This window comes from Pseudomonas putida (genome assembly GCF_025905425.1).
Classification (GTDB): Bacteria; Pseudomonadota; Gammaproteobacteria; order Pseudomonadales; family Pseudomonadaceae; genus Aquipseudomonas; species Aquipseudomonas putida_AF.
This window is the reverse complement of the sequence record NZ_CP109603.1, coordinates 5,714,267-5,735,230: the sequence shown is the minus strand read 5'-3', so window position 1 is coordinate 5,735,230 and position 20,964 is coordinate 5,714,267. Positions and strand designations below refer to the sequence as shown.

General features: G+C 62.9%; 12 protein-coding genes and 2 pseudogenes. 5 read left to right on the top strand and 9 right to left on the bottom strand.

Going from position 1 to position 20,964, the window contains the following annotated elements; all coding sequences use genetic code 11:
- Nucleotides 1–38 precede the first annotated feature (38 nt).
- From OGV19_RS27935 to OGV19_RS27920, 4 genes and pseudogenes are all read left to right on the top strand, one after another.
- A pseudogene (locus OGV19_RS27935) lies at nucleotides 39–1,154 on the top strand (methyl-accepting chemotaxis protein); the annotation flags it as partial.
- Nucleotides 1,137–2,009, top strand: coding sequence for a methyl-accepting chemotaxis protein (locus tag OGV19_RS27930; protein ID WP_413470151.1), 873 nt, complete (start codon nucleotides 1,137–1,139; stop codon nucleotides 2,007–2,009). The pseudogene OGV19_RS27935 and the gene OGV19_RS27930, both read left to right, overlap by 18 nt.
- Before the next feature lie 194 nt (nucleotides 2,010–2,203).
- Nucleotides 2,204–3,292, top strand: a pseudogene (locus OGV19_RS27925) (methyl-accepting chemotaxis protein); the annotation flags it as partial.
- Nucleotides 3,275–4,147, top strand: coding sequence for a methyl-accepting chemotaxis protein (locus OGV19_RS27920; RefSeq protein ID WP_413470150.1), 873 nt, complete (start codon nucleotides 3,275–3,277; stop codon nucleotides 4,145–4,147). The pseudogene OGV19_RS27925 and the gene OGV19_RS27920, both read left to right, overlap by 18 nt.
- 146 nt (nucleotides 4,148–4,293) lie before the next feature.
- Here OGV19_RS27920 and OGV19_RS25805 read toward each other — a convergent pair whose 3' ends face one another.
- The 7 genes from OGV19_RS25805 to pip form a co-directional block, all read right to left on the bottom strand.
- Nucleotides 4,294–5,028, bottom strand: a complete 735-nt coding sequence (locus OGV19_RS25805; RefSeq protein ID WP_027592407.1) for an amino acid ABC transporter ATP-binding protein — start codon at nucleotides 5,026–5,028, stop codon at nucleotides 4,294–4,296.
- Complete coding sequence (locus OGV19_RS25800; protein ID WP_264311245.1) at nucleotides 5,021–5,983, bottom strand: amino acid ABC transporter permease; 963 nt, start codon at nucleotides 5,981–5,983, stop codon at nucleotides 5,021–5,023. The genes OGV19_RS25805 and OGV19_RS25800 overlap by 8 nt, the downstream gene beginning before the upstream one ends.
- 78 nt (nucleotides 5,984–6,061) lie before the next feature.
- Nucleotides 6,062–6,859, bottom strand: coding sequence for a transporter substrate-binding domain-containing protein (locus OGV19_RS25795; protein ID WP_264314008.1), 798 nt, complete (start codon nucleotides 6,857–6,859; stop codon nucleotides 6,062–6,064).
- 256 nt (nucleotides 6,860–7,115) lie between these two features.
- A complete protein-coding gene (gene mdoH, locus OGV19_RS25790) occupies nucleotides 7,116–9,689 on the bottom strand; it encodes a glucans biosynthesis glucosyltransferase MdoH (RefSeq protein WP_264311244.1) in 2,574 nt (857 codons plus the stop codon).
- The gene (locus tag OGV19_RS25785; protein ID WP_319026014.1) at nucleotides 9,682–11,406 is read right to left on the bottom strand and encodes a glucan biosynthesis protein G; all 1,725 of its coding nucleotides are present in this window, start codon (nucleotides 11,404–11,406) and stop codon (nucleotides 9,682–9,684) included. The genes mdoH and OGV19_RS25785 overlap by 8 nt, the downstream gene beginning before the upstream one ends.
- 263 nt (nucleotides 11,407–11,669) lie before the next feature.
- Nucleotides 11,670–12,107, bottom strand: a complete 438-nt coding sequence (dtd, locus tag OGV19_RS25780) for a D-aminoacyl-tRNA deacylase (protein ID WP_264311243.1) — start codon at nucleotides 12,105–12,107, stop codon at nucleotides 11,670–11,672.
- Nucleotides 12,104–13,075 carry a prolyl aminopeptidase gene (pip, locus tag OGV19_RS25775; RefSeq protein WP_264311242.1) on the bottom strand — a complete coding sequence of 324 codons (972 nt, stop codon included), beginning with the start codon at nucleotides 13,073–13,075 and terminating at the stop codon, nucleotides 12,104–12,106. Before pip ends, dtd begins: the two co-directional genes overlap by 4 nt.
- A 195-nt stretch (nucleotides 13,076–13,270) precedes the next feature.
- Here pip and OGV19_RS25770 point away from each other — a divergent pair, with 195 nt between their 5' ends.
- Entirely contained in the window at nucleotides 13,271–18,853 is a 5,583-nt protein-coding gene (locus OGV19_RS25770; protein WP_264311241.1) for an NEL-type E3 ubiquitin ligase domain-containing protein, read from the top strand.
- Between the two features lie 89 nt (nucleotides 18,854–18,942).
- Here the strand turns inward: OGV19_RS25770 and hutG are convergent, their stop codons facing one another.
- Both hutG and hutI read right to left on the bottom strand, forming a co-directional pair.
- A complete protein-coding gene (gene hutG, locus OGV19_RS25765; RefSeq protein ID WP_264311240.1) occupies nucleotides 18,943–19,746 on the bottom strand; it encodes an N-formylglutamate deformylase in 804 nt (267 codons plus the stop codon).
- Between the two features lie 10 nt (nucleotides 19,747–19,756).
- Nucleotides 19,757–20,962, bottom strand: coding sequence for an imidazolonepropionase (gene hutI, locus OGV19_RS25760; RefSeq protein ID WP_264311239.1), 1,206 nt, complete (start codon nucleotides 20,960–20,962; stop codon nucleotides 19,757–19,759).
- Between the last annotated feature and the right edge of the window lie 2 nt (nucleotides 20,963–20,964).

Here is a 20,964-nt window from a genome sequence, read left to right as displayed (position 1 = left end):
AGACCTTTCCACCCATCAAGTTTCCCTCTCCCAGGCCGATGCCTTGGCAACACAATAATTACCCGTGCTGCCAAGTTACCGGAGAGTCGAACATGTACCGATGGTTAGCCCACTCGCTGGGGAACGTAAGCGTCAATCGCAAGCTAGGGCTGGGCTTTGGCCTGGTACTGCTCCTGACCCTGGCCATCACCCTGACAGGCTGGCACGGCCTGGACAGCGTCATCGACCGCGGCGACAAGCTGGGTAATATTTCGGTAATCCAGGAGTACACCCAGGAACTGCGCATTGCACGCCAGCATTACCAACGCAGCCGCGATGAGGCATCGGTGGCAGAGCTGGAAAAGGCCCTGGCCAATCTTGATCGCCAGGTACAGCGCATGCTGGGCCAGATCGAACACCCCGCCGACCGCCAGCGCCTCGAACAGCAACGCGAGGCCGTGCGCATTTACCAGCAAGCGTTCAACGACTTGAAGCAGGCCGGCCAGCGCCGCGAAGCCAGCCGTGGCGTGCTCGGCGACAGCGCCGACAAGGCCGTCGAGCTGGTCGGCCGGGTCCAGCGCGGCCTGCTGCAGGGGGGTGATATCACGCAATACCAGCATGCAGTGGACGTAAACGCACTGCTGCAACAAGCGCGCTTCCAGGTCCGTGGCTACACCTATAGCGGCAACGCCGAATTCCAACAGACCGCACTGAAAGCCATCGACCAAGCCCTGGCCGAACTCAAGGCGCTGCCGACCAAGGTGCCTGCCGAGCATGCCGCCAGCCTCGACGATGCCGCCACCGCGATGGCCGGCTACCGCGACGCGGTTAACCAGTTCGGCAACGCGCAAACTGCCAGCGAACAAGCCCTGCAGCACATGGCCGACCAAGGCACGGTGCTGCTGCAGACCAGCCAGGCGATGACCGCCTCGCAGACCGCCGTCCGCAACGCTGGCGCCAGCCAAGCCAAGGCCCTGCTCGCCGCCGCCACCGCCCTGGCTCTGGCGCTGGGCCTCTTGGCAGCCTGGGCCATCACCCGGCAGATCATCATCCCGTTGCGCCAAACCCTGAGCGCTGCCGAGCGCGTGGCCAATGGCGACCTGAGCCATGACTTGCAGGTGCAACGCCGCGACGAGCTGGGCCAGTTGCAAGCCAGCATGCAGCGCATGACCCAAGGCCTGCGGGAGTTGATCGGCGGCATCGGCGACGGTGTCACGCAGATCGCCAGCGCCGCCGAGGAACTGTCGGCGGTGACCGAACAGACCAGTGCCGGGGTCAACAACCAGAAGGTCGAGACCGACCAGGTAGCAACGGCCATGAACCAGATGACCGCCACCGTGCACGAGGTTGCGCGCAACGCCGAACAGGCCTCGGAAGCCGCGCTGATGGCCGACCAGCAAGCCCGCGAGGGGGATCGGGTGGTAGGTGAGGCGGTGGCGCAGATCGAGCGCCTGGCCTGCGAGGTGGCCAACTCCAGCGAAGCGATGAACCAGCTCAAGGCCGAGAGTGACAAGATCGGCAGCGTGCTCGATGTAATCAAGTCGGTGGCCCAGCAGACCAACCTGCTGGCCCTCAACGCGGCGATCGAGGCAGCACGGGCCGGCGAGGCCGGGCGTGGCTTTGCCGTGGTCGCCGACGAAGTGCGCAGCTTGGCCCAGCGCACTCAACAGTCGACCGAAGAAATCGAAGAGCTGATTGCCGGCCTGCAAAACGGCACCCAACGCGTGGCCAGTGTGATGGACAACAGCCGCCAACTGACCGACAGCAGTGTCGAACTCACCCGCCGCGCTGGTGGCTCGCTTGCGACCATCACCCGGACTGTGTCGTCGATCCAGGCCATGAACCAGCAGATCGCCACTGCGGCGGAGGAACAGACGGCCGTGGCCGAAGAGATCAACCGCAGTGTGATGAATGTGCGGGATATTTCTGACCAGACGTCGTCGGCCAGTGAAGAAACGGCCAGTTCCAGTGTCGAGCTGGCGCGGCTGGGTACTCACCTGCAAGGGCTGGTGGGCCGCTTCAGGCTCTGACCGGCTCTTGTAGGAGCGGCCTTGCTGGGGCGCTCCTACAAGGGTGGCGCCCTGCCTGGGAAGGTTCATACAGGTATAAGTGAAATTTCCTACCTGATTATCAGGTCAAGTCCTACACCTCCGCTGCCGATGGGCAGGAGTGCCATGCCGGCATTGTGCCGGCATGGTCTCTCTCAAATGGACGGAGACTCACCATGCTCGGTTACCTCAACCGCAGGCTCGGCAACATCGGTGTCGGCGCCAAGCTTGCCCTCGGCTTTGCCGTGGTCTTGCTGCTTACCCTGGCCACCACCATCAGCGGCTGGCGCGCGCTGGATGGCGCCATCATCCGCTCAGAGCAACTCAGTGAAATCGGCCTGATCAACGACTTGGTCAAGGACCTGCGTGCAGAGCGCATCACCTATCGCGTGCTCAGCGACGACGCCAGCAAGCTACGTATCGGACGCATCCTCGAACAGCTCGAAAGCATGCTGAGCACCCTGCAGCAGCGCAGTAGCGTCGATGACTCCCGCCAGATGCTCACCCAGAAGCTGCAATTGTTGCAGCGTATGCGCGACGACTTCGCTGAACTGCAGCGCACGGTCAACCAGCGGCACGCCCTGCGCGAGGCCATGCAGGCACAGGAGCAGAAGCTCAACGACGTCATCGATGAACTGCAGACCCAGGCCTTGTTGAAGATGCCTGCCGATAGCCAGCAAAGCGGCACACTGGGCCTGATGGACACCCTCAGCCGTCACGTTGACGGTGCCAACCAGCAGAGCCTGGTACCGGCGTACACCTTCTCGCCCGTCGAGGATTTCGCCAAGGTCGGCGATGCCGCACTGGACGCCGCCGACAGCGCCCTTGGCCAGTTGCTCAAAGGCCTGGCGACCTTGGGGCTGCCGCGCACGCTTACCGAACAACCTGGCGTCGAGTTGGCGCGTTATCGCGCCAGCCTGGACCAGTACCGTCACGCCGCCGTGCGGGTCGAGCAGCTGCAAGGCAACATGGAAAAAATGGGCGATGAGTTAAGCGCCGTGAGCGTGGAGCTGGGCGAGCGCAAAGTCGAGCAACGCGACAGCGAGGCCCTGGCAGCCCGCTCGTTACTGACCAGCGTGGCCGTACTGGCGCTGGTGGTGGGCGTGCTCGCCGGTTGGCTGATCACCCTGCAGATCACCCAGCCGCTGCGCCAGACGCTGACCCTGGCCGCGCGTATCGCCAAGGGCGACCTGAGCCAGGTCGAGCCGGTCCTGCGCCGTGACGAGATGGGCCAGTTGCAGTCCAGCATGCGCGACATGACCTTGAGTCTGCGCGAGCTGATCGGTGGCATCGACCAGGGTGTCGGCCACCTGACACAGGCGGCCACGCAGTTGGCGGCCAGCAGCGAAGACACCAAGCTGCGCATCAGCCAGCAACGCGAAGAAACCGACCAGGTGGCCACCGCCATGAACCAGATGAGCGCGACGGTGCAGGAGGTCGCGCAGAATGCCGAGCAAGCCTCAGCGGCCGCGACCAACGCCGACCAGCAGGCGCAGGTGGGTGATCAGGTGGTGGCCGAAGCCATCGGCCGGATCGAGCAGTTGGCTGGTCAGATGGACCATTGCCTGACGGCCATGCAGCACCTGGCGGGCGAGAGCCAACGGATTGGCAGCATCCTTGATGTGATCAAGTCGGTGTCCGAACAAACCAACCTGCTTGCTTTGAACGCGGCGATCGAAGCAGCACGGGCCGGCGAAGCCGGGCGTGGCTTTGCCGTGGTGGCCGATGAGGTGCGTGGCTTGGCCCAGCGTACCTCTACGGCAACCGAGGAGATTGGACAGCTGATCGACAGCCTGCACAACGGTACTGACGAAGTGAACCGCTTACTGGACAGCAGCAAGAGCCTGACCGAACAGAGCGTGGAGCTGAGCCGCAAGGCCGGGCATGCGCTGGGCCAGATCACCGACACGGTGTCGAGCATTCAGGGCATGAACCAGCAGATCGCCACGGCCAGTGAAGAGCAGAGCGTGGTGGCCGAACAGATCAACCGCAGCGTGCTGAATGTGCGCGATGTGTCGGACCAGACCAGTGCGGCCAGCGAACAGACGGCGGCGTCGAGCGGGGAGCTGGAGCAGTTGGGGCGGCAGTTGCGGGGGATGGTGGGGCGGTTCAGCCTTTGAAAATGCCGGGGCCGCTTTGCGGCCCATTCGCGGGACAAGCCCGCTCCCACAGGTGCCCTAATGCCCCAAAGGCAAGGTGCCCTACTGCCCCAAGGGCAAGTGATATCCTGTGGGAGCGGGCTTGCCCTGCGAATGGGCCTACGCGGTTACAGCACCTGACGCAGGAACGCCTGCGCGCGCGGGTCCTTTGGTGCATCGAAGAACTGCGCCGGCGAGGCATCTTCCAGCAATTTGCCGTGATCGAAGAACAGCACTCGGTCCGCCACTTCACGGGCAAAGCCCATTTCGTGGGTGACGCAAACCATGGTCATGCCTTCCTGGGCCAGGGTCTTCATCACGTCCAGCACTTCGCCGACCATTTCCGGGTCGAGCGCCGAGGTCGGCTCGTCGAACAGCATTACCTTCGGCTCCATCGCCAGGGCGCGGGCAATCGCCACCCGCTGCTGCTGGCCGCCAGAGAGGCGCGACGGGTACTCGTTGGCTTTCTGCGAAATACCCACTTTCTCCAGCAGCGCCCGGGCCTTCGCCTCGCGCTCAGCCTTGCCGCGCTTGCGCACGACTTTTTGCGCCAGGCACAGGTTTTCCAGCACGGTCATGTGCGGGAACAGGTTGAAATGCTGGAACACCATGCCGACTTCGCGGCGGTAGGCGTTGATGTCGGTCTTCGGGTCGGCCAGTTGCAAGCCGTCGATGGCAACAACGCCTTCGTCGAAATGCTCCAGGCCGTTGAGGCAGCGCAGGAAGGTCGACTTACCCGACCCCGACGGGCCCAGCACCACCACCACTTCGGCCTTGGCCACACGCGTGGTGACATTGTCCACCGCACGCACCACGTGGCCGCGGGTGTCGAAGACTTTTACCAGGTCACGGACTTCAATCACTTTGCGCAAGCCTCCGCTCGAGCCGGCTGGCCAGGTGCGACAGCGGCAGGTTGATCAGCAGGTACAAGCCTGCCACGCAGAACCAGATCTCGAAGGTCGAGAACGAGGTGGTGATGGCCTCGCGGCCGCTCTTGGTCAGCTCGGTGATGGCGATCACCGAGACCAGCGAGGTGTCCTTGACCAGGCTGATGAACTGGCCAGCCAAGGGCGGCAGCACGCGTTTGAACGCCTGGGGCAGGATCACGTGGCGCATCGACTGGCCAGCATTAAGGCCCAGCGAGCGGGCCGCTTCGTTCTGGCCCTTGGCGATGGACTGCACACCGGCGCGGACGATCTCGGCCACATAAGCCCCGGTGAACAGCGCCAGCGCGGCAACCCCAGCGAATTCGCGGGACAGGTTGAGCACGGTGCCGATGAAGAAGTAGAAGATGAAGATCTGTACCAGCAGCGGTGTACCGCGCACAAGCTCGACATAAACGGTCGACAAGTCACGCAGGGTCGGGTTGTTCGACAGCCGGCACAGGCCCGCGAACAGACCGATCACCAGGCCCAGCGCGCCCGACACCACCGACAGCCACAGCGTGGTCCACAGGCCCCACGCCAACGGGCCTGCCGCCCAATGGCGGGTCACACCGATCTGGTCGCCTTCAGAAACATCATCGCCTCGGCTCAGCAACAGGCTGTTGCGGTCGACGTCGAGCACCTGCTCGGCGCCCCCCTCTTCCTTCAGCGTTACACGGGCGGTGTCACCGGTAATGACGATGTCCTGCACGGTGCCATAGCCGGCGGCACGCTGAGCTTCTTCGGCCTGGTAGGCAAAGTACTGCGGGACACGGTTCCAGCGCCACTCATAGGACATCATCGAGGTGGCCAGGTACAAACTGACCGCCAGGCCCACCAGGACCAGCGCGGTCAGCGCGTGCCAGGGCCACTGGGCTTTCTTGTGTTTGATCACGTGGGGTACTTCCGTAAATGCGAACGCGCAGGGTTTGCCTGCGCGTCGGGGTCAAAGCCTGGGCTTGTGGCCTGGGCCTTATTCCATTTCCTTCAGCCAGTCCTTGTTCTTGAACCACTTGTCGTGGATACGATCGTAGGTCCCGTCATGCTTGATCTGGTGCAGGAAGTTGTTGATGAAGTTGATGCTGTCGTAGTCGCCTTTCTTCAGGCCGAATGCCAGCGGCTCGTAGGTGAAGGGTTCTTCGAGGAACAGCAGCTTGCCAGCGCCGGCCTTCTCCACCGCCACCACGTTGTAGGGTGCATCGTAGACGAAGGCGTCGGCCTTGCCGTTGACCACGTCCATCACCGCTTCCTGCTCGTTGTCGTAGCCGTGGTACTTGGCTTTGCCGATCAGTTTCTTGGAGACCATCTCGCCGGTGGTGCCGAGCTTGGAGGTGATGCTGTACTTCTCGTTGTTCAGGTCTTTGTACGACTTGATCTCGCCTGCCAGCTCCTTGCGGATCAGCAGGGTCTGGCCGACCACGATGAAGGGTTCGCTGAAGTTCAGGCGCAGGTTGCGTTCCTGGGTCAGGGTCATGCCGCTGCCGATCATGTCGAACTTGTTGGTCAGCAGGGCCGGGATGATGCCGTCATAGGCGGTGGAGACAGTCTCCAGCTTGACGCCCATGGACTTGGCCATGGCCTTGAGGATATCGACTTCGAAGCCGATGATCTCGCCGCGCTTGTTGGTCATCTGGAACGGCATGTAGGTCGGGTCCATGCCCACTTTCAGGGTGCCGCGCTTGACCGCGTCTTCGATAGCGCCAGCCTGGGCCGCCGTGACGGCGACCAGGGCGGTAACACCGACCAGCAGTCGCGAAAGGTATTTCTTGATCATCACCAAGTCCCCTAGCAAGAAAAGTAGCAAATCTTATTGTTGGCACGGCCGTGCTGGCCGAAGCGTTCTATCGGGGAGGGATGCTAACGCATGGCGGCCCGGGGACCTAGAGCTGGGGGGGACTTTGTTGGCCAAAATCGAGTAGAGGGGGATATTGCTGGCGAGGGCTGCGCCCTCGTTTCGCGACACAAGGCCGCTCCTACACGGTTACGCAATACCTGTAGGAGCGGGCTTGCCCCGCGAATGCTATGGATCAGGCGCCGACGAGTGCCGGTTGGCCTTCATTCTCCGGATGCAGCGGCAACAACGGCGAATGCGGGTCGTTGTCGATCGAGGCACGCCAGACATCGATCCAGGCCACATTGTGCTCTGCCCAGACTCGATCATGCAGGCGCGCCAAGGCAACTGGGTCGCTCAGCAAGGCCAGGCGGGTGTTCAGGTCCAGCCCTTTGGGCCCTACTTCCAGTGCCTTGGCCACACGTTCGGCACGCAGTGCTTCGATCGCTGCTGCCTGGCCGTGGCGAGCGGTCGCCATGGCGCACGCCAGGGCGTTCTGCCGCGGGTCGACCACCGCCCGCACGAAACCGTCATGCAGGGCATGCCAGCGGTTCTCGTGGGTGTACTGGTCGGTTGCCAGCAGCTCTTGCGGCGTGGCGTATTCCTCAGGGATCAGGAACAGCTTCTCGTCCTTGGCCGCCAGGCCCAGGCGGGTTCGGCTGGAGATCACCGAAACCGGGATCGACAGCACCAGCGAACCCACGATAGGCGCCAGCCACCACAAGAAGCTCGGGTTCAGCCAAGCCACCAGCGCAGCCCAGGCAAAGCCCAGCAAGGTTTGCGGGCCATGGCGGCGCAGGGCCTCGCTCCACGGGGTAGAGTCGTCGTCACGCTGCGGCGAGTTCCAGGTCGCGGCCCAACCGAGGAACGCGGCCAGCACGAAGCGGGTGTGGAAGATCATCCGTACCGGTGCCAGCAACATAGAGAACAGCATCTCCATCAGCATCGACAGGGTGACCTTGATGCGCCCGCCAAACTCGACCGCGCCCTTGGCCCAGATCAGGATGATGCTCAGCAGCTTGGGCAGGAACAGCAGCACGATGGTGGTGGAGAACAGCGCAACGGCCTTCTCCGGGTGCCACTGCGGCCACAGCGGGTAGAGCTGGTACGGCTCGATGAAGTACTGCGGCTCCATCAGCGTGTTGGTCGCCAGCAGTGCGGTCGACAGCACCAGGAAGAAGAACCACAACGGCGCCGACAGGTACGACATCACCCCGGTGAGGAACACCGCACGGTGCACCGGGTGCATGCCCTTGACCAGGAACAGGCGGAAGTTCATCAGGTTGCCGTGGCACCAGCGGCGGTCACGCTTGAGCTCGTCGAGCAGGTTCGGCGGCAGCTCTTCGTAGCTGCCCGGCAGGTCGTAGGCGATCCACACGCCCCAGCCGGCACGGCGCATCAGCGCAGCTTCGACAAAGTCGTGGGAGAGGATCGCACCGGCGAACGCGCCTTTACCCGGCAGCGGCGCCAGGGCGCAGTGCTCGATGAACGGCTTCATGCGGATGATCGCGTTGTGGCCCCAGTAGTGCGACTCGCCCAACTGCCAGAAGTGCAGGCCGGCGGTGAACAGCGGGCCATACACGCGGGTGGCGAACTGCTGCATGCGCGCATACAGGGTGTCCATGCCCGACGCCTTGGGCGCGGTCTGGATGATGCCGGCATCCGGGTTGGCCTCCATCAGGCGCACCAGGCTGCTCAGGCACTCGCCGCTCATGACGCTGTCAGCGTCGAGCACGACCATGTACTTGTACTCGCCACCCCAGCGACGGCAGAAGTCGTCGAGGTTGCCGCTCTTGCGCTTCACCCGGCGCCGACGGCGGCGGTAGAAGATGCGGCCAAAGCCCTTGGTTTCACGGCACACGTCCAGCCAGGCCTGTTGCTCGGCCACGGCAATGTCGGTGTCGTTGGTGTCGCTGAGCACGAAGAAGTCGAAACGGTCGAGGTTGCCGCTGGCGGCCACCGACTCGAATGTAGCCCGAAGGCCCGCGAACACGCGCGGCACATCTTCGTTGCAAATCGGCATGACCAGCGCGGTACGTGCCTCGGGCGCAATCGGCTCACTGCCGGCACTGCTGCCGGAAATGCGGTACTTGTCGCGCCCGGTGAGCAGTTCGAGGAAGCCCATCAACGCCGTCCAGAAGCCCGCCGACACCCAGCAGAACAGGATGCCGAACAGAATCAGGATGGAGGTCTGCAGCGCATACGGCCAGACCTGCACGACCGTTTCCCACAGCGACTGATTGAGGATCTCGTCGAGGTCGACGAACGACCAGCCCTGGTACGGCAGGATGCCCTTCATGTACCAGCCGGCCACGATGGTCTGGCCGATCATCAGGGTCAGCAGGATATAGCGGCGGATCGAGCCGACCGTACGCCAGCGGGCCTTGGGCAGCTCGCGCTGAGCTGGCTGCGGCGCGTTGGTGCGCCCGGTCATGCGGCGCCACATGCGTATCAGCACATTGGTGCGCCACGGCTCGGGCACCACACGGGTGCGCTTGATCGGCGGCGCGATTTTCAGGCACAACCGGCCGCTGCCGTCGACACCGAGCATTTCGGCATCTTCGAGCTCGGCAGCGCTGCCCACGGTCAGCCGCGGGCCCACCGAAGCCTGCACGGCCTCGGCGGAATTGGCGGCCGGGTTGGCCGCCAGGCGTTGGTGCAGCTCACCGAACGAGGTGCAGTTGGCGAGTTCCGCGCGCTGCTCATCGCTCAGTGGAAGGTGGGCCAGGTATTCGCCAAGCGATTCCGGCCTTGCGCTTGAGTTACTCATCGGCAGGCAACTGATAGGTCCAGGTCTCGGTCAGCACTTTCTCGGTGGTGGCCGGGGTCCCGTTGGTGGACGCCGCATCGGCGGCAGGTTGTTCGGCCTTGGCGTTTTTCTCGGCCTTGGCATGCTTGGCAGCGGCCTTGTCCTGCTTGGCGTCCTTGGTCGCAGGCTTGGCGGGCTCGACAGGTACGTCGCGAACCAGCGCAGCGCGCATTTCCGTCGATTTGTTGGCTTCCTTGACCTTCAGCCGCAGGGTCAGGCGCCAGCCCTTGCTCTCTGGGTTATAGCGCAGGTTGTTCTCGACCACCTCGGCATTGTCACCGACGCTGACCTGGCTACGTACAGCGGTGTCTGGCGCCAGGGCGGCCAGGTTGGGGCCTGCGAAATCGACGATGAACGCCACGCTGCCGTCAGCCTGACGAATCAGGTTGGACTGTTTGACGTCGCCGGTGGAGCGCAGGGTCTGGGTAACCGACGCCACATCCTGGGCCTGGAACTGGGCCTCGTCGATGGTCCAGTGCAGGCGGTAGTCGTATTCGAACGGCTTGCCTGGCTCTGGCAGGGTCTCGGGGCTCCAGAATGCCACGATGTTGTCGTTGGTTTCGTCGGCGGTCGGGATCTCGACCAGGTCGACGGTGCCTTTGCCCCAGTCACCTTTCGGCTCGATCCAGGCGCTCGGACGCTTCTGGTAGTTGTCGTCGAGGTCTTCATAGTCCTTGAAGTCGCGATGACGCTGCATCAGGCCGAAACCACGCGGGTTCTCGACGCTGAAGTTGCTGACCGCCAGGTGTTTCGGGTTGTTCAGCGGGCGCCACAGCCACTCGCCGTTGCCGGCATGGATCGACAAGCCTTCGGAGTCGTGCAGGGCTGGGCGGTAGTTCATGACCTTGGAAGGCTGGTTAGGGCCGAACAGGTACATGCTGGTGAGCGGCGCGATGCCCAGGCGGCTGACGTGATCCCGCAGGTAGACCCGCGACTTGACGTCAACCACGGTATCGCTGCCCGGACGCAGGGTCAGTTTATAGGCGCCGGTGGAACGCGGCGAGTCCAGCAGCGCATAGATCACCAGGTGCTTGTCGGCAGGCTTGGGCTTTTCGACCCAGAACTCGGTGAAACGCGGGAACTCTTCACCCGACGGCAGTGCGGTGTCGATGGCCAGGCCACGGGCCGACAGGCCATACACATGGCCCTTGCCGACCACGCGGAAGTAGCTGGCGCCAAGCAGGGTCATGATCTCGTCCTGCTTGTCGGCCTTGTTGATCGGGTAAAGCACGCGGAAACCGGCATAGCCCAGGTTCTTGGTGGTTTCCGGGTCGTGCGGCACGTCACCGAACTCGAAGCGGCTCGGGTCGTACTTGATTTCCTCGACCTTGGAGGCGGTGACTTCGTTGATTTTCACCGGGGTGTCGAAATGCATGCCCTGGTGATAGAAGGACAGTTTGAAGGGGGTCTTGTCCTTGGCCCACTCGGCCTTTTCCTGCAGGAAGTGAATCTTCTGGTAGTCGGCGAACTTCATGTCGCGGAATGCCGCAGGCAGATTGCTCTTCGGTGCTTCGTACTTCTGGCCGGCCAGATCCTTTGCCTTGGCTGCAACATCGTCAAGATTGAATGCCCACAGCTGGCCCGCGCTCATCAGGCCGACCAGTGCCACGCTGGCCATCAGGGCCTTGCGTAGCGGAATGCCGGGGATTCTTGATGCTTTATGGGGACTAACAATCACGAGCAACCCTCGCCGAAAACAGATCATGAAACCAACGGCCAGCGACAAATGCCGGGTTGGCGAGCACTGTTCGGACCCCGTGAGGGCGTAATGATTCCCCAAACGGATCCAGACAAAGCTCGAGTCAGAGTGAAACGAACCTACGAACGCAGGTCCATGCAGCGCGCGATTATCCAGCAGGTCGCGTAACAACGCATCAGGCTGGACGAACTATTTATCGTACAAAACCCCTTGTTTTCGTACAAACAAGGGGTTTTTTGACCTCACATTTGTAACATAAATGTTACGGGGCCATCATTGACCAAATGCACCTGCATGTCCGCTCCGAATCGCCCACTCGCCACATCGGCGTGCTGGCCCTTCGCTTGCTCTAAAAGATAGTCGAACAGTTCGGCGCCAAGGGCAGGCGGTGCCGCCGTCGAGAAGCTCGGGCGCATGCCATTGCGGGTATCCGCCGCCAGTGTGAACTGGGACACCAGCAACAAGCCGCCCCCGACATCCTTGAGCGACAGGTTCATCTTGCCCTGCTCATCGCTGAATACACGATAATTCAGCAGCTTGTGCAACAGCTTATCGGCCTGCTCGCGAGAATCTTCAGGCTCCACCGCTACCAGCACCAGCAAGCCATGGTCGATGGCACCGACAATCTCCCCCGCCACCTCTACCCGTGCGCCTCGCACACGCTGCAACAGCCCCCTCATGCTTCTTCCAGGGGCAGGTCGAGCAGGCGGCGCGCCATCTGGTCGGCAGCGCGCACCAGGGCATCGGTAATGCCAGGCTCAGAGGCCGCGTGGCCGGCGTCGCGGATGACTTTCAGCTCGCTGTTGGGCCAGGCCTGGTGTAAGGCCCAGGCGTTGTCCAGCGGGCAGATCACGTCGTAACGGCCATGCACGATTACCGCCGGTAGGTGGGCAATCTTCGGCATGTCGCGGATCAACTGGTCCGGCTTAAGGAAGGCGTTGTTGATGAAATAGTGGCATTCGATGCGGGCAATCGACAGCGCCCGCTGCGGCTCGGAGAAGCGGTCGACCACCAACGGGTTGGGGCGCAGCGTGGCAGTACGGCCCTCCCAGGTGGACCAGGCCTTGGCGGCGTGCATCTGGGCGATCTGGTCGTTGCCGGTCAGCCGCTTGTGGAAGGCCTTGACCAGGTCACCCCGCTCTTCCGGCGGGATCGGCGCGATGTAGTCCTGCCAGTAGTCGGGGAACAGGCGGCTGGCGCCCTCCTGGTAGAACCATTCGATTTCCTGCGGCCGGCACAGGAAAATGCCACGCAGGATCAGGCCGTGCACACGCTCAGGGTGGGTCTGTGCATAGGCCAGGGCCAGGGTCGAGCCCCACGAGCCGCCAAACAGCACCCACTTGTCGATGCCCAGGTGCTTGCGGATGCGTTCCAGGTCTTCGACCAGGTGCCAGGTGGTGTTGTTCTCCAGGCTCGCATGGGGCGTGGAGCGGCCACAGCCGCGCTGGTCGAAGGTGATGATGCGGTACAGGTTAGGGTCGAAGTAGCAACGGCTCTGGGCGTCGCAACCCGCCCCAGGCCCCCCGTGGATGAACACCACCGGCAGACCTTCAGGCGAGCCGCTTTCGTCGACATACAGCACATGCGGCGCTTCCACGGCCAGATCGTGCCGGGCGTAGGGTTTGATCTGCGGGTAGAGGGTCTGCATTGCGCACTCCGTGTGAGGATTAAGTCTGCCGTTGGGCATCATAAACCTGAATTGCGCTTTGAGCATGTGTCTGTGTGAAGTCGCCAGCCGCAGAGGGGAGTGCTGAAGGGCAATGGTCAGGGCATAGATCATTGTATGGATTGCCATGGGCGAACAGCCTCTAGCATCGAAGGCCCGACAAACGAGATCACCCTCATGACAGCCTTATCCCCCGCGACGGCCCACGGCACTGCCGCGCCCCCTGTACCGGCTCAGCAGCAACTTGTCATCGGCAAACTGCCCACCTGGGTAGCGACTGCCGAGCGGGCGACTCATCAACGCTTGCGCGCCGCCATCAAGTCCCTCCCCGCCTGGTTTGAGCAGGCCTACCCGCAAAGCCCCGAGGTCGCTCGTGCACTCGCCCAGGACTACGCCTTGCACCGGGAGTACGAAGCCAAGGTGGCGGCATTGCTCGCACCCTTGCCAGAGCTGGAAACGTTCGCCAATGAAAAACTCGCGCCAGCATTCAAGCAGCGTTTCGGCCTGGACCTGAACCTGTCCCGAACCTACCTGTTCAACACCAGCAAAGCCGCTGAATACAAGCTGCACCTTGAGGGGGACGTCATTGTTGCGGGCCAGCGTGCGCTGAAACTGGCCACCCAATCACTGCTGCGCAGCGCCATGCAGAACTTCGAGGCTTCGGAAGCGCAACCCGGGGGGCTGGACGCCAAGGGCCTGCAGGCGGTCATCCTCGACAGCAATGAATTCATATTCGTTACCGCGACCGGTAACCCAGTGCCGATCGTGCCCGACCAATTCGCAGCGCTTTCTCGTGAACTGGACATCGGTGGCCAATATCAGGCACTGATCGATGCGACCTACACGTCCAGTGCACAGGGCATGCTGAAAAATGCCGAACAATCTGCGTTCCGCGTTCATACCCATCTGGCTTTCCTGCAAAAAGCCATCAGCAAAGGCATGTACGACGCACTCTTGACCCTGTCGGTGAGCAGCAAGGCCGACTACCAGGGCAGTCCTTTGCACTGCAACTTCATGACCCTTTGGAAACGCCAGCTTAGCGGGGCCTTGATCATTGGCGTACCGCCCTACAGGGGGGCGGTGGTGAGCTATCTGCCTGGGTCGCCGACTCCCATGAAGGAATATGCATCGGTCAAGTCGCTGCTGGCAGACCTGCCACGACAACTGTTGAAGCTCGATGCATGGCAGTTACGGCGCCTGGTGCCGGCCCGCCATCAGGACGAAGTGTTGGAGAAACTGCGCGAGCATTTGCGTCCGCAGAAGTGGAACCCGACAAAGGGTCGGTTTGAGTCGCTGGAGAACCCAACGGCAGAGATCCCAACAGGCGTGTTCTATTTCAAACAGCCATTTCTCGATGAACTGGTCGCGCAGAAGATGTCACGCCTCAAGGATGATGCGCTGTTTCATGCCGTCTCCACCGCAGAGGAAGATCAGAAAACCGCTAAAAAGCGCAAAGCCTACTTCACCCAGAAGGCCTTCGAGGCGCTCAATGTCGCTGCGTTTTTCGTACCGGGCCTGGGTGAGATCATGATGGGGGTGACCGTCGCCCAACTTGGCTTCGAGATTTTCGATGGCCTGGAAAGCTGGGCCAACGATGACCGTGAGCAAGCCCTGGGTTATCTGCTGGACGTGGCAGAGAACGTAGCGCTGATCACCGCGCTGGGGGCGGCGGGTATCGAAACCGGTACACCGGCAGTGGAACGAATCCCCGTGGAAACACCGTCGTTCATCGAGGAGCTCAAAGCGGTCGAGATGCCCAACGGCGAGCGGCGCCTGTGGCGCCCCGACCTCGCCCCCTTTGCCCACGATGTCGTGCTGCCATCCGGGTTGCAGCCTGACGAGTTCGGGCTCTATCACTATCAGGGCAAAACCTGGCTGGCCCTCGAAGACAAGGTGTACGCCGTCAAGCCGTCGGTGCAAAATGGCGAGTACAGGCTCGAACACCCCACCCACAGCGACCGCTACCCGCCCATCGTGCGTCACAACGGTGCCGGCACCTGGCAACATGAACTGGACCAGCCGCTGGAATGGCAAGGGCACACCCTGATCCAGCGCCTGGGCGAACGCAGCGCCACGCTCAGCGCAAGCACCGCGCAACGCATCCTGCTGGTCAGCGGTACACCCGAAGCCGTCCTGCGGCGCATGTTCAGCGACAACCTTCGCCCCCCGGCACTGCTTGAAGATACCTTGCAGCGCTTCACGCTCGACCAGCAAGTGACTGCCGAACTACCCTCGGCGGATGCCGCCATGCGTGCCAAGGTATTCGAAACCCGCTATCAGGCACTTTCCTCCCCTGCACAGGGCTCCACCCAGGCAATCCAACAGGCGTATCCGAAAATCCCGGCCACGGTAGCCGAAGAGGTGGCCGGCCAGGCCACTGCCGACGAACTGCTGCAACTCAAGACAGGCAAAGTGCCCTTGCGTGTGGCGGAAGAAATTCGCATTTATCAGCAACAGGTCCGCCTGCAACGGGCATACGAAGGCCTGTACCTGGAGTCGGTGCGCAACCCCGATAGCGACATGCTGATCCTGCATAGCCTTGAGCGCCTGCCCGGCTGGTCGGTCGACGTGCGTATCGAGGTTCGCGACAACCGATTCGGCGGGGTGCAGCTGGACGCTATCGGCCCTGAAGACGCACCGATTCGCAAGGTACTGACCCGCCACGGCGATGGCTATGAGGTTTTCGATCACGACGGGCAGAGCCTGCATGGGCGCGACAACCTCTACGCAGCGGTTCTGCATGCATTGTCCGACACCTACCGTGCGCAGCTTGGCTTCCCCGGCACCTGGGACGGGCCGAAACTCAAGTCCAGGCTCCAGGAAGGCCCGCTACTGCCGCGGGCGGCCCTGCGCCAGCTGCTGAAAATGCAGCCCGCCAAGGCCGGTCGCCATTCACCCATGCGCCTGGCCAACGGCCGCATCGGCTACCCCTTGAGCGGCAGGGGTGCGACCAGCGGGTACATCCTCAGGGAGACCTTGCTCGACATGATTCGCTGGCTCGAACTGCCCCGCGAAGCGGAGTCGGCCGAACAGATACTCGACGCACTGGAAGCGAGCGGGCTTACCCGACAACAGATTCACACCCGCCTTGGCGAACTGCTGGCGGAGCGCACGGCGCTGGATGCGGGCCTCACCCGTTGGGGCCAGGCGTCCAGCGTGCTTCCCGACCTGGAAAGACGTGCGGCCAGCCGCAGCCGGATTCAGGATGCACTCTGGCATCACTGGCTCGCCAACAGCCTGCCGGAGATCGGTCGTACCGCCGCACCACTGCGCCTTGAGCAGGTGCTGCTGATCGATTTCCCCGCGCAGTTGCCCGACGTTTTTCTGCAACGTGTGGAGCGGCTTGAGCTGATCGACGTCCAGATCAGCGGCCATCCTGACAGCTTCCCCCAGCAGTTGGCCGACGCGCAGAACATGGAAAGGTTCTATCGACACTTCCCTCGAATCACAGCGCTTGAAATAAGTCGCACAGCGGCGAATACAGCTGCGCCCGGCTTGCACGTAGTCAGCCTTTATCGGCTCGCTGCATACTTTCCAAGGCTTCGTGAACTGAGGCTGCTGAACCACAACCTTGCAATCACATCACTGGAAATGGACTCGCTACGCCAGTTTCCCGCGCTGGAGTACCTCGACCTGAGCGGTAACCGCATGGGCTTCCTGAGCGGGCGAAACTTGCTCCAAGGCATGTCCCTGCGCTTTCTGGGGCTTGACCGGGTGGGCCTGGATGCATGGCCCGAATGGCTGGACGACGAAACCGTCGCTGCCCTGCAGCACCTGTCACTGCGGGGTAACCACCTTTCAGGCGCACCCGACACGCTCTTGAACGATACCCGGATGGCTCCACCCCATACCTTGGTTTCCCTGCAGGGCAATTTCATGTCTTTCCGGACCATCATGCAAACCCAGCTGCGCGACAACCGGGTGGGCGGGCGCTTCAGCTTCGAGATCGATGTAACGCCGTCCATTCAAAACATCCTCGACAATCACGTGCGCCAGTACAACGAACTGCGCGAGGCCCTCGACAACTGGGCACACGTGTCCAGTTCGACAGCCCCACTGAGCGAGCCTACCAGCCGTGCCAGGTCGCTGATCGGTGACAGGCTGCTGGCGCATCTGCGCACCCTGCAAATGGGCGAGTCCTTCGCGCCGCTGATGCTCGACGGGGTTGACCTGGTTGATTTCCCTCCTCACCTGCCGGGCAGCTACTTCACCCAGATCCACAACCTGCACCTGGCACGCGTGACCTGTACGGCGCAGCAACTGGAGCGGTTCCTCAGCCAGTTTCGGATACTGGGCGGGCTGACCTTGGAAGCGTTAACCCCACCGCTGGAACGTATACCCGAGGCGTTGACGGCGCTACCCGGCCTGCAGCGATTAAGCCTGTATGACCAGGGCATGCGCGTGGACCAACAGGTAATGAATGTCTTTGCCCGCATGCGCAGCCTCAGCGCATTGCACTTGGACGGTAACCGCATTGGCGAGATCGACGACGTGGCAGCGCTCTCTGCCCATTTGCGCTCGCTATCGCTGGCCAATACGGGCTTGCAGGCCTGGCCTGAATGGGTAGAGGGGCTGTTCCCGCTCAACCTGCTGGACCTCGATAACAACCAGATTACCGAGCTGCCGGACAACATCCTCTACAACCCACGCAACGACCATGGGCACACGGAAATTTCCCTGTTTGGCAACCCGTTGAGCGAAGACACCCAGTACCGCGCCCACACCTCCGAGCGGCACGGGCGCGCCTATTCATTCAATATGGACCTGCCGGATTCGATCGCAAACGACCAGTGGCGCGAGCGGCACAGCTCGGACTCGTCGTCCGAGCAGGGTTCCGATAGCGACAGCGAAGGCTTTGACGGTACCGAATCCGACAGCGACGGACATGTCCACAGCCCTCCCCAGCCCTTCCCTCAGGGTGCTCCGGACGTTGAGCAATGGCTGCTGGGTAGCGTCGAAGAAAACGAAGCTCATCGCAGCACGTGGCATGCACTGGTGGAGGCCGATGATGCTCAAGACCTGCTGGCGCTGACCGGACGCCTGACGGAGTCTGCCCCTTATCGAACCAGCCGCACACGTGCCGACTTCGCGGCCAGGGTCTGGCATGTACTGGAAATCGCCGCCGCCAGCGCTGAACAGCGCCTGCTGTTCAATGTGATCGCTCAAGAGGCTGTGCAGACGTGTGCAGATGGTGCGTGGCTGCTGTTCAACCAGATGGAGATTCGTGTTTTTACCGAACAGGCATTGCGTGACATACCCGCGCAATCCCGTGGCTCGGCGCTTTACCGCCTGACCCTGCGACTCTATCGCCTGCAGGCGCTGGACGACATTGCCCGCACACAGGCCGGCTCACGCGACGAGGCGGAGGTCCGGCTGGCCTACCGCCTGCGCTTGACGCGTGAACTGGATTTACCACTGCCGCCCAGCAGCATGCTGTTCCAGGGCGTGGCTGGCCTGCGCAGGGGCGAGCTGGACCAGGCCTTGGCCCAGGTTCAGCAGGGTGAGCATGGCGAACCCCTCATGCGCTATGCCGCCGAACGGGATTTTTGGGTCGATTACTTGAAAGAGGCTCACGCCGAGCGTTTCGCGGCGCTTGAGCAGGACTACCAGAACCGCGTCCTGGCTGTCACCGACCAACACCCTGGGCAAACAATCGAGCAGTTGCAGCCAGTGTACGACCGTCTTGAACAAGAGCACCGGCAAAACGTCGCTCGCCTGGTACGCGAGCTGACACTTGCAGCCAGTCACGACTATGCGTGAGAGGCCGAGCGCGCCGCCTGAGTAAGCGAGAAGTCGGCCCCACCTGCGCGGTGTTCACTTGGATTACCGCGCAGGCGCTGGGATGCAGCCTAACGACCGTAGCGTTCCCTGCCCCATGCCAGCACCTGCGCCAGCAACTGGCTCAACACGGCTTGGGTCGGCTGTGCATAGTCATCACGGTAAGCGAAGGGCTCCGTTTCGTCCATGTACGTGCTCTGCGCCAGCTCCAACTGCACGGCGTGGATGTGATTGGCCGGATCACCGTAATGACGGGTGATATGGCCACCTTTGAAGCGGCCGTTCAGCACATGGCTGTAACCCTGCGCCTGCGCACAAACGCCACGCAGCCGCTCGGCCAGCTCGGCATCGCAACTGGCGCCGTTGAAGGTGCCCAGGTTGAAGTCCGGCAGTTTGCCCTCGAACAGGTGCGGGATCTGCGAGCGGATCGAGTGGGCATCCCACAGCAAGGCGTAACCGAATTCTTCGCGCAGGCGCGCCAGCTCACGCTGGATCGTTTGGTGATACGGCCGCCAGATCTGTTCCAAGTAGTGCTTGCGCTCATCGGCGGACGGCGCCTTGCCTGGCTTGAACAGCGGCTCACCCTCGAACAGGGTGGCTGGATAGAGCCCCGTGGTGGCGCCTGCATAAAGCGGCTTGTCGTCATCCGGGCGGTTCAGGTCGATGACGAACCGTGAATACTCCGCTGCCACCACGCTGGCGCCCAGCTCACGGGCGAAATCGTACAGACGCGGGATGTGCCAGTCGGTGTCGGGCAGGCTCTGCGCCTGGTCTACCAGGCCCTCACGCACAGCCTGGGTCAGACCGAGCCCGGCGTGGGGCATGCTGATCAGCAGGGGCAAGCGGCCTTGGTGAAAACTCAGTACCTTGTCCATTACGCCTCGCTCAATTGGAAATTTCATGGCCCTTGCGCACCACGCGCTTGGGCAGGTCGCCGCCCAGCCAGTAGGCCAAGTCGGCGGGGCGTTCGATTTGCCAGGCGACGAAGTCGGCCACCTTGCCGGCTGCCAGCGAGCCGTGGCTGTCGCCCAGGCCAAGCGCCGTGGCGGCATGGGTGGTAACCCCAGCCAACGCTTCTTCGGGAGTCATGCGGAACAATGTGCAACCCATGTTCAGCATCAGGCGCAGCGACAGCCCTGGCGAGGTGCCGGGGTTGAGGTCACTGGCCAGAGCAATTTTCACCCCGTGGCGGCGCAAGGCCTCCATCGGCGGCAACTGGGTCTCGCGCAGGAAGTAGAAAGCGCCCGGCAGCAGTACCGCGACAGTACCTGCCGCGGCCATGGCAATGGCGTCTTCCTCGGTCATGAATTCCAGGTGGTCGGCCGACAGCGCCTGGTAGCGCGCCGCCAGGCTGGAGCCGTGCAACGACGACAGCTGTTCGGCATGCAGTTTTACCGGCAGGCCCAGCTCATGCGCCTTGATGAACACCCGCTCGACCTGGGCCGGGGAGAACGCCAGGTGTTCGCAGAACGCATCCACCGCATCCACCAGGCCCTCTGCGGCCAGGGCAGGCAGCATCTCATCGCAGATATGCGCGATGTAGTCGTCGGCCCGGCCGGCGTACTCCGGCGGCAGGGCGTGGGCGGCCAGGCAAGTGGCACGCACGGCAACGGGCAACTCATCGGCCAGGCGCCGGGCCACGCGCAGCATCTTGCGCTCATTGGCCAGGTCCAGGCCGTAGCCGGACTTGACCTCGAGCGTGGTCACGCCGTCGCGCATCAGCGCCTGGACCCGCTGGCGGGCACTGGCGAACAGCTCATCCTCGCTGGCCGCGCGGGTCGCCCGCACGGTGCTGGCGATGCCCCCGCCTTGCGCGGCGATTTCGGCATAGCTCACGCCTTGCAGGCGCTGCTCGAACTCACCGCTGCGGTTGCCACCAAACACGGCGTGGGTGTGGCAGTCAATCAGGCCGGGGGTGACCCAGGCGTTGCCTAGGTCCACCGTACGATCAGCCTCGACCGACCGCAGCTCGCTGCGTGGGCCGATCCATTCGATCAGCCCGCCACGGGTGACGATCGCTGCGTCCTCGATGATCGAGTAGCGGCCGTCAACCATGGTTGCCACATGGCAGTGCTGCCAGAGGGTTCTCATAT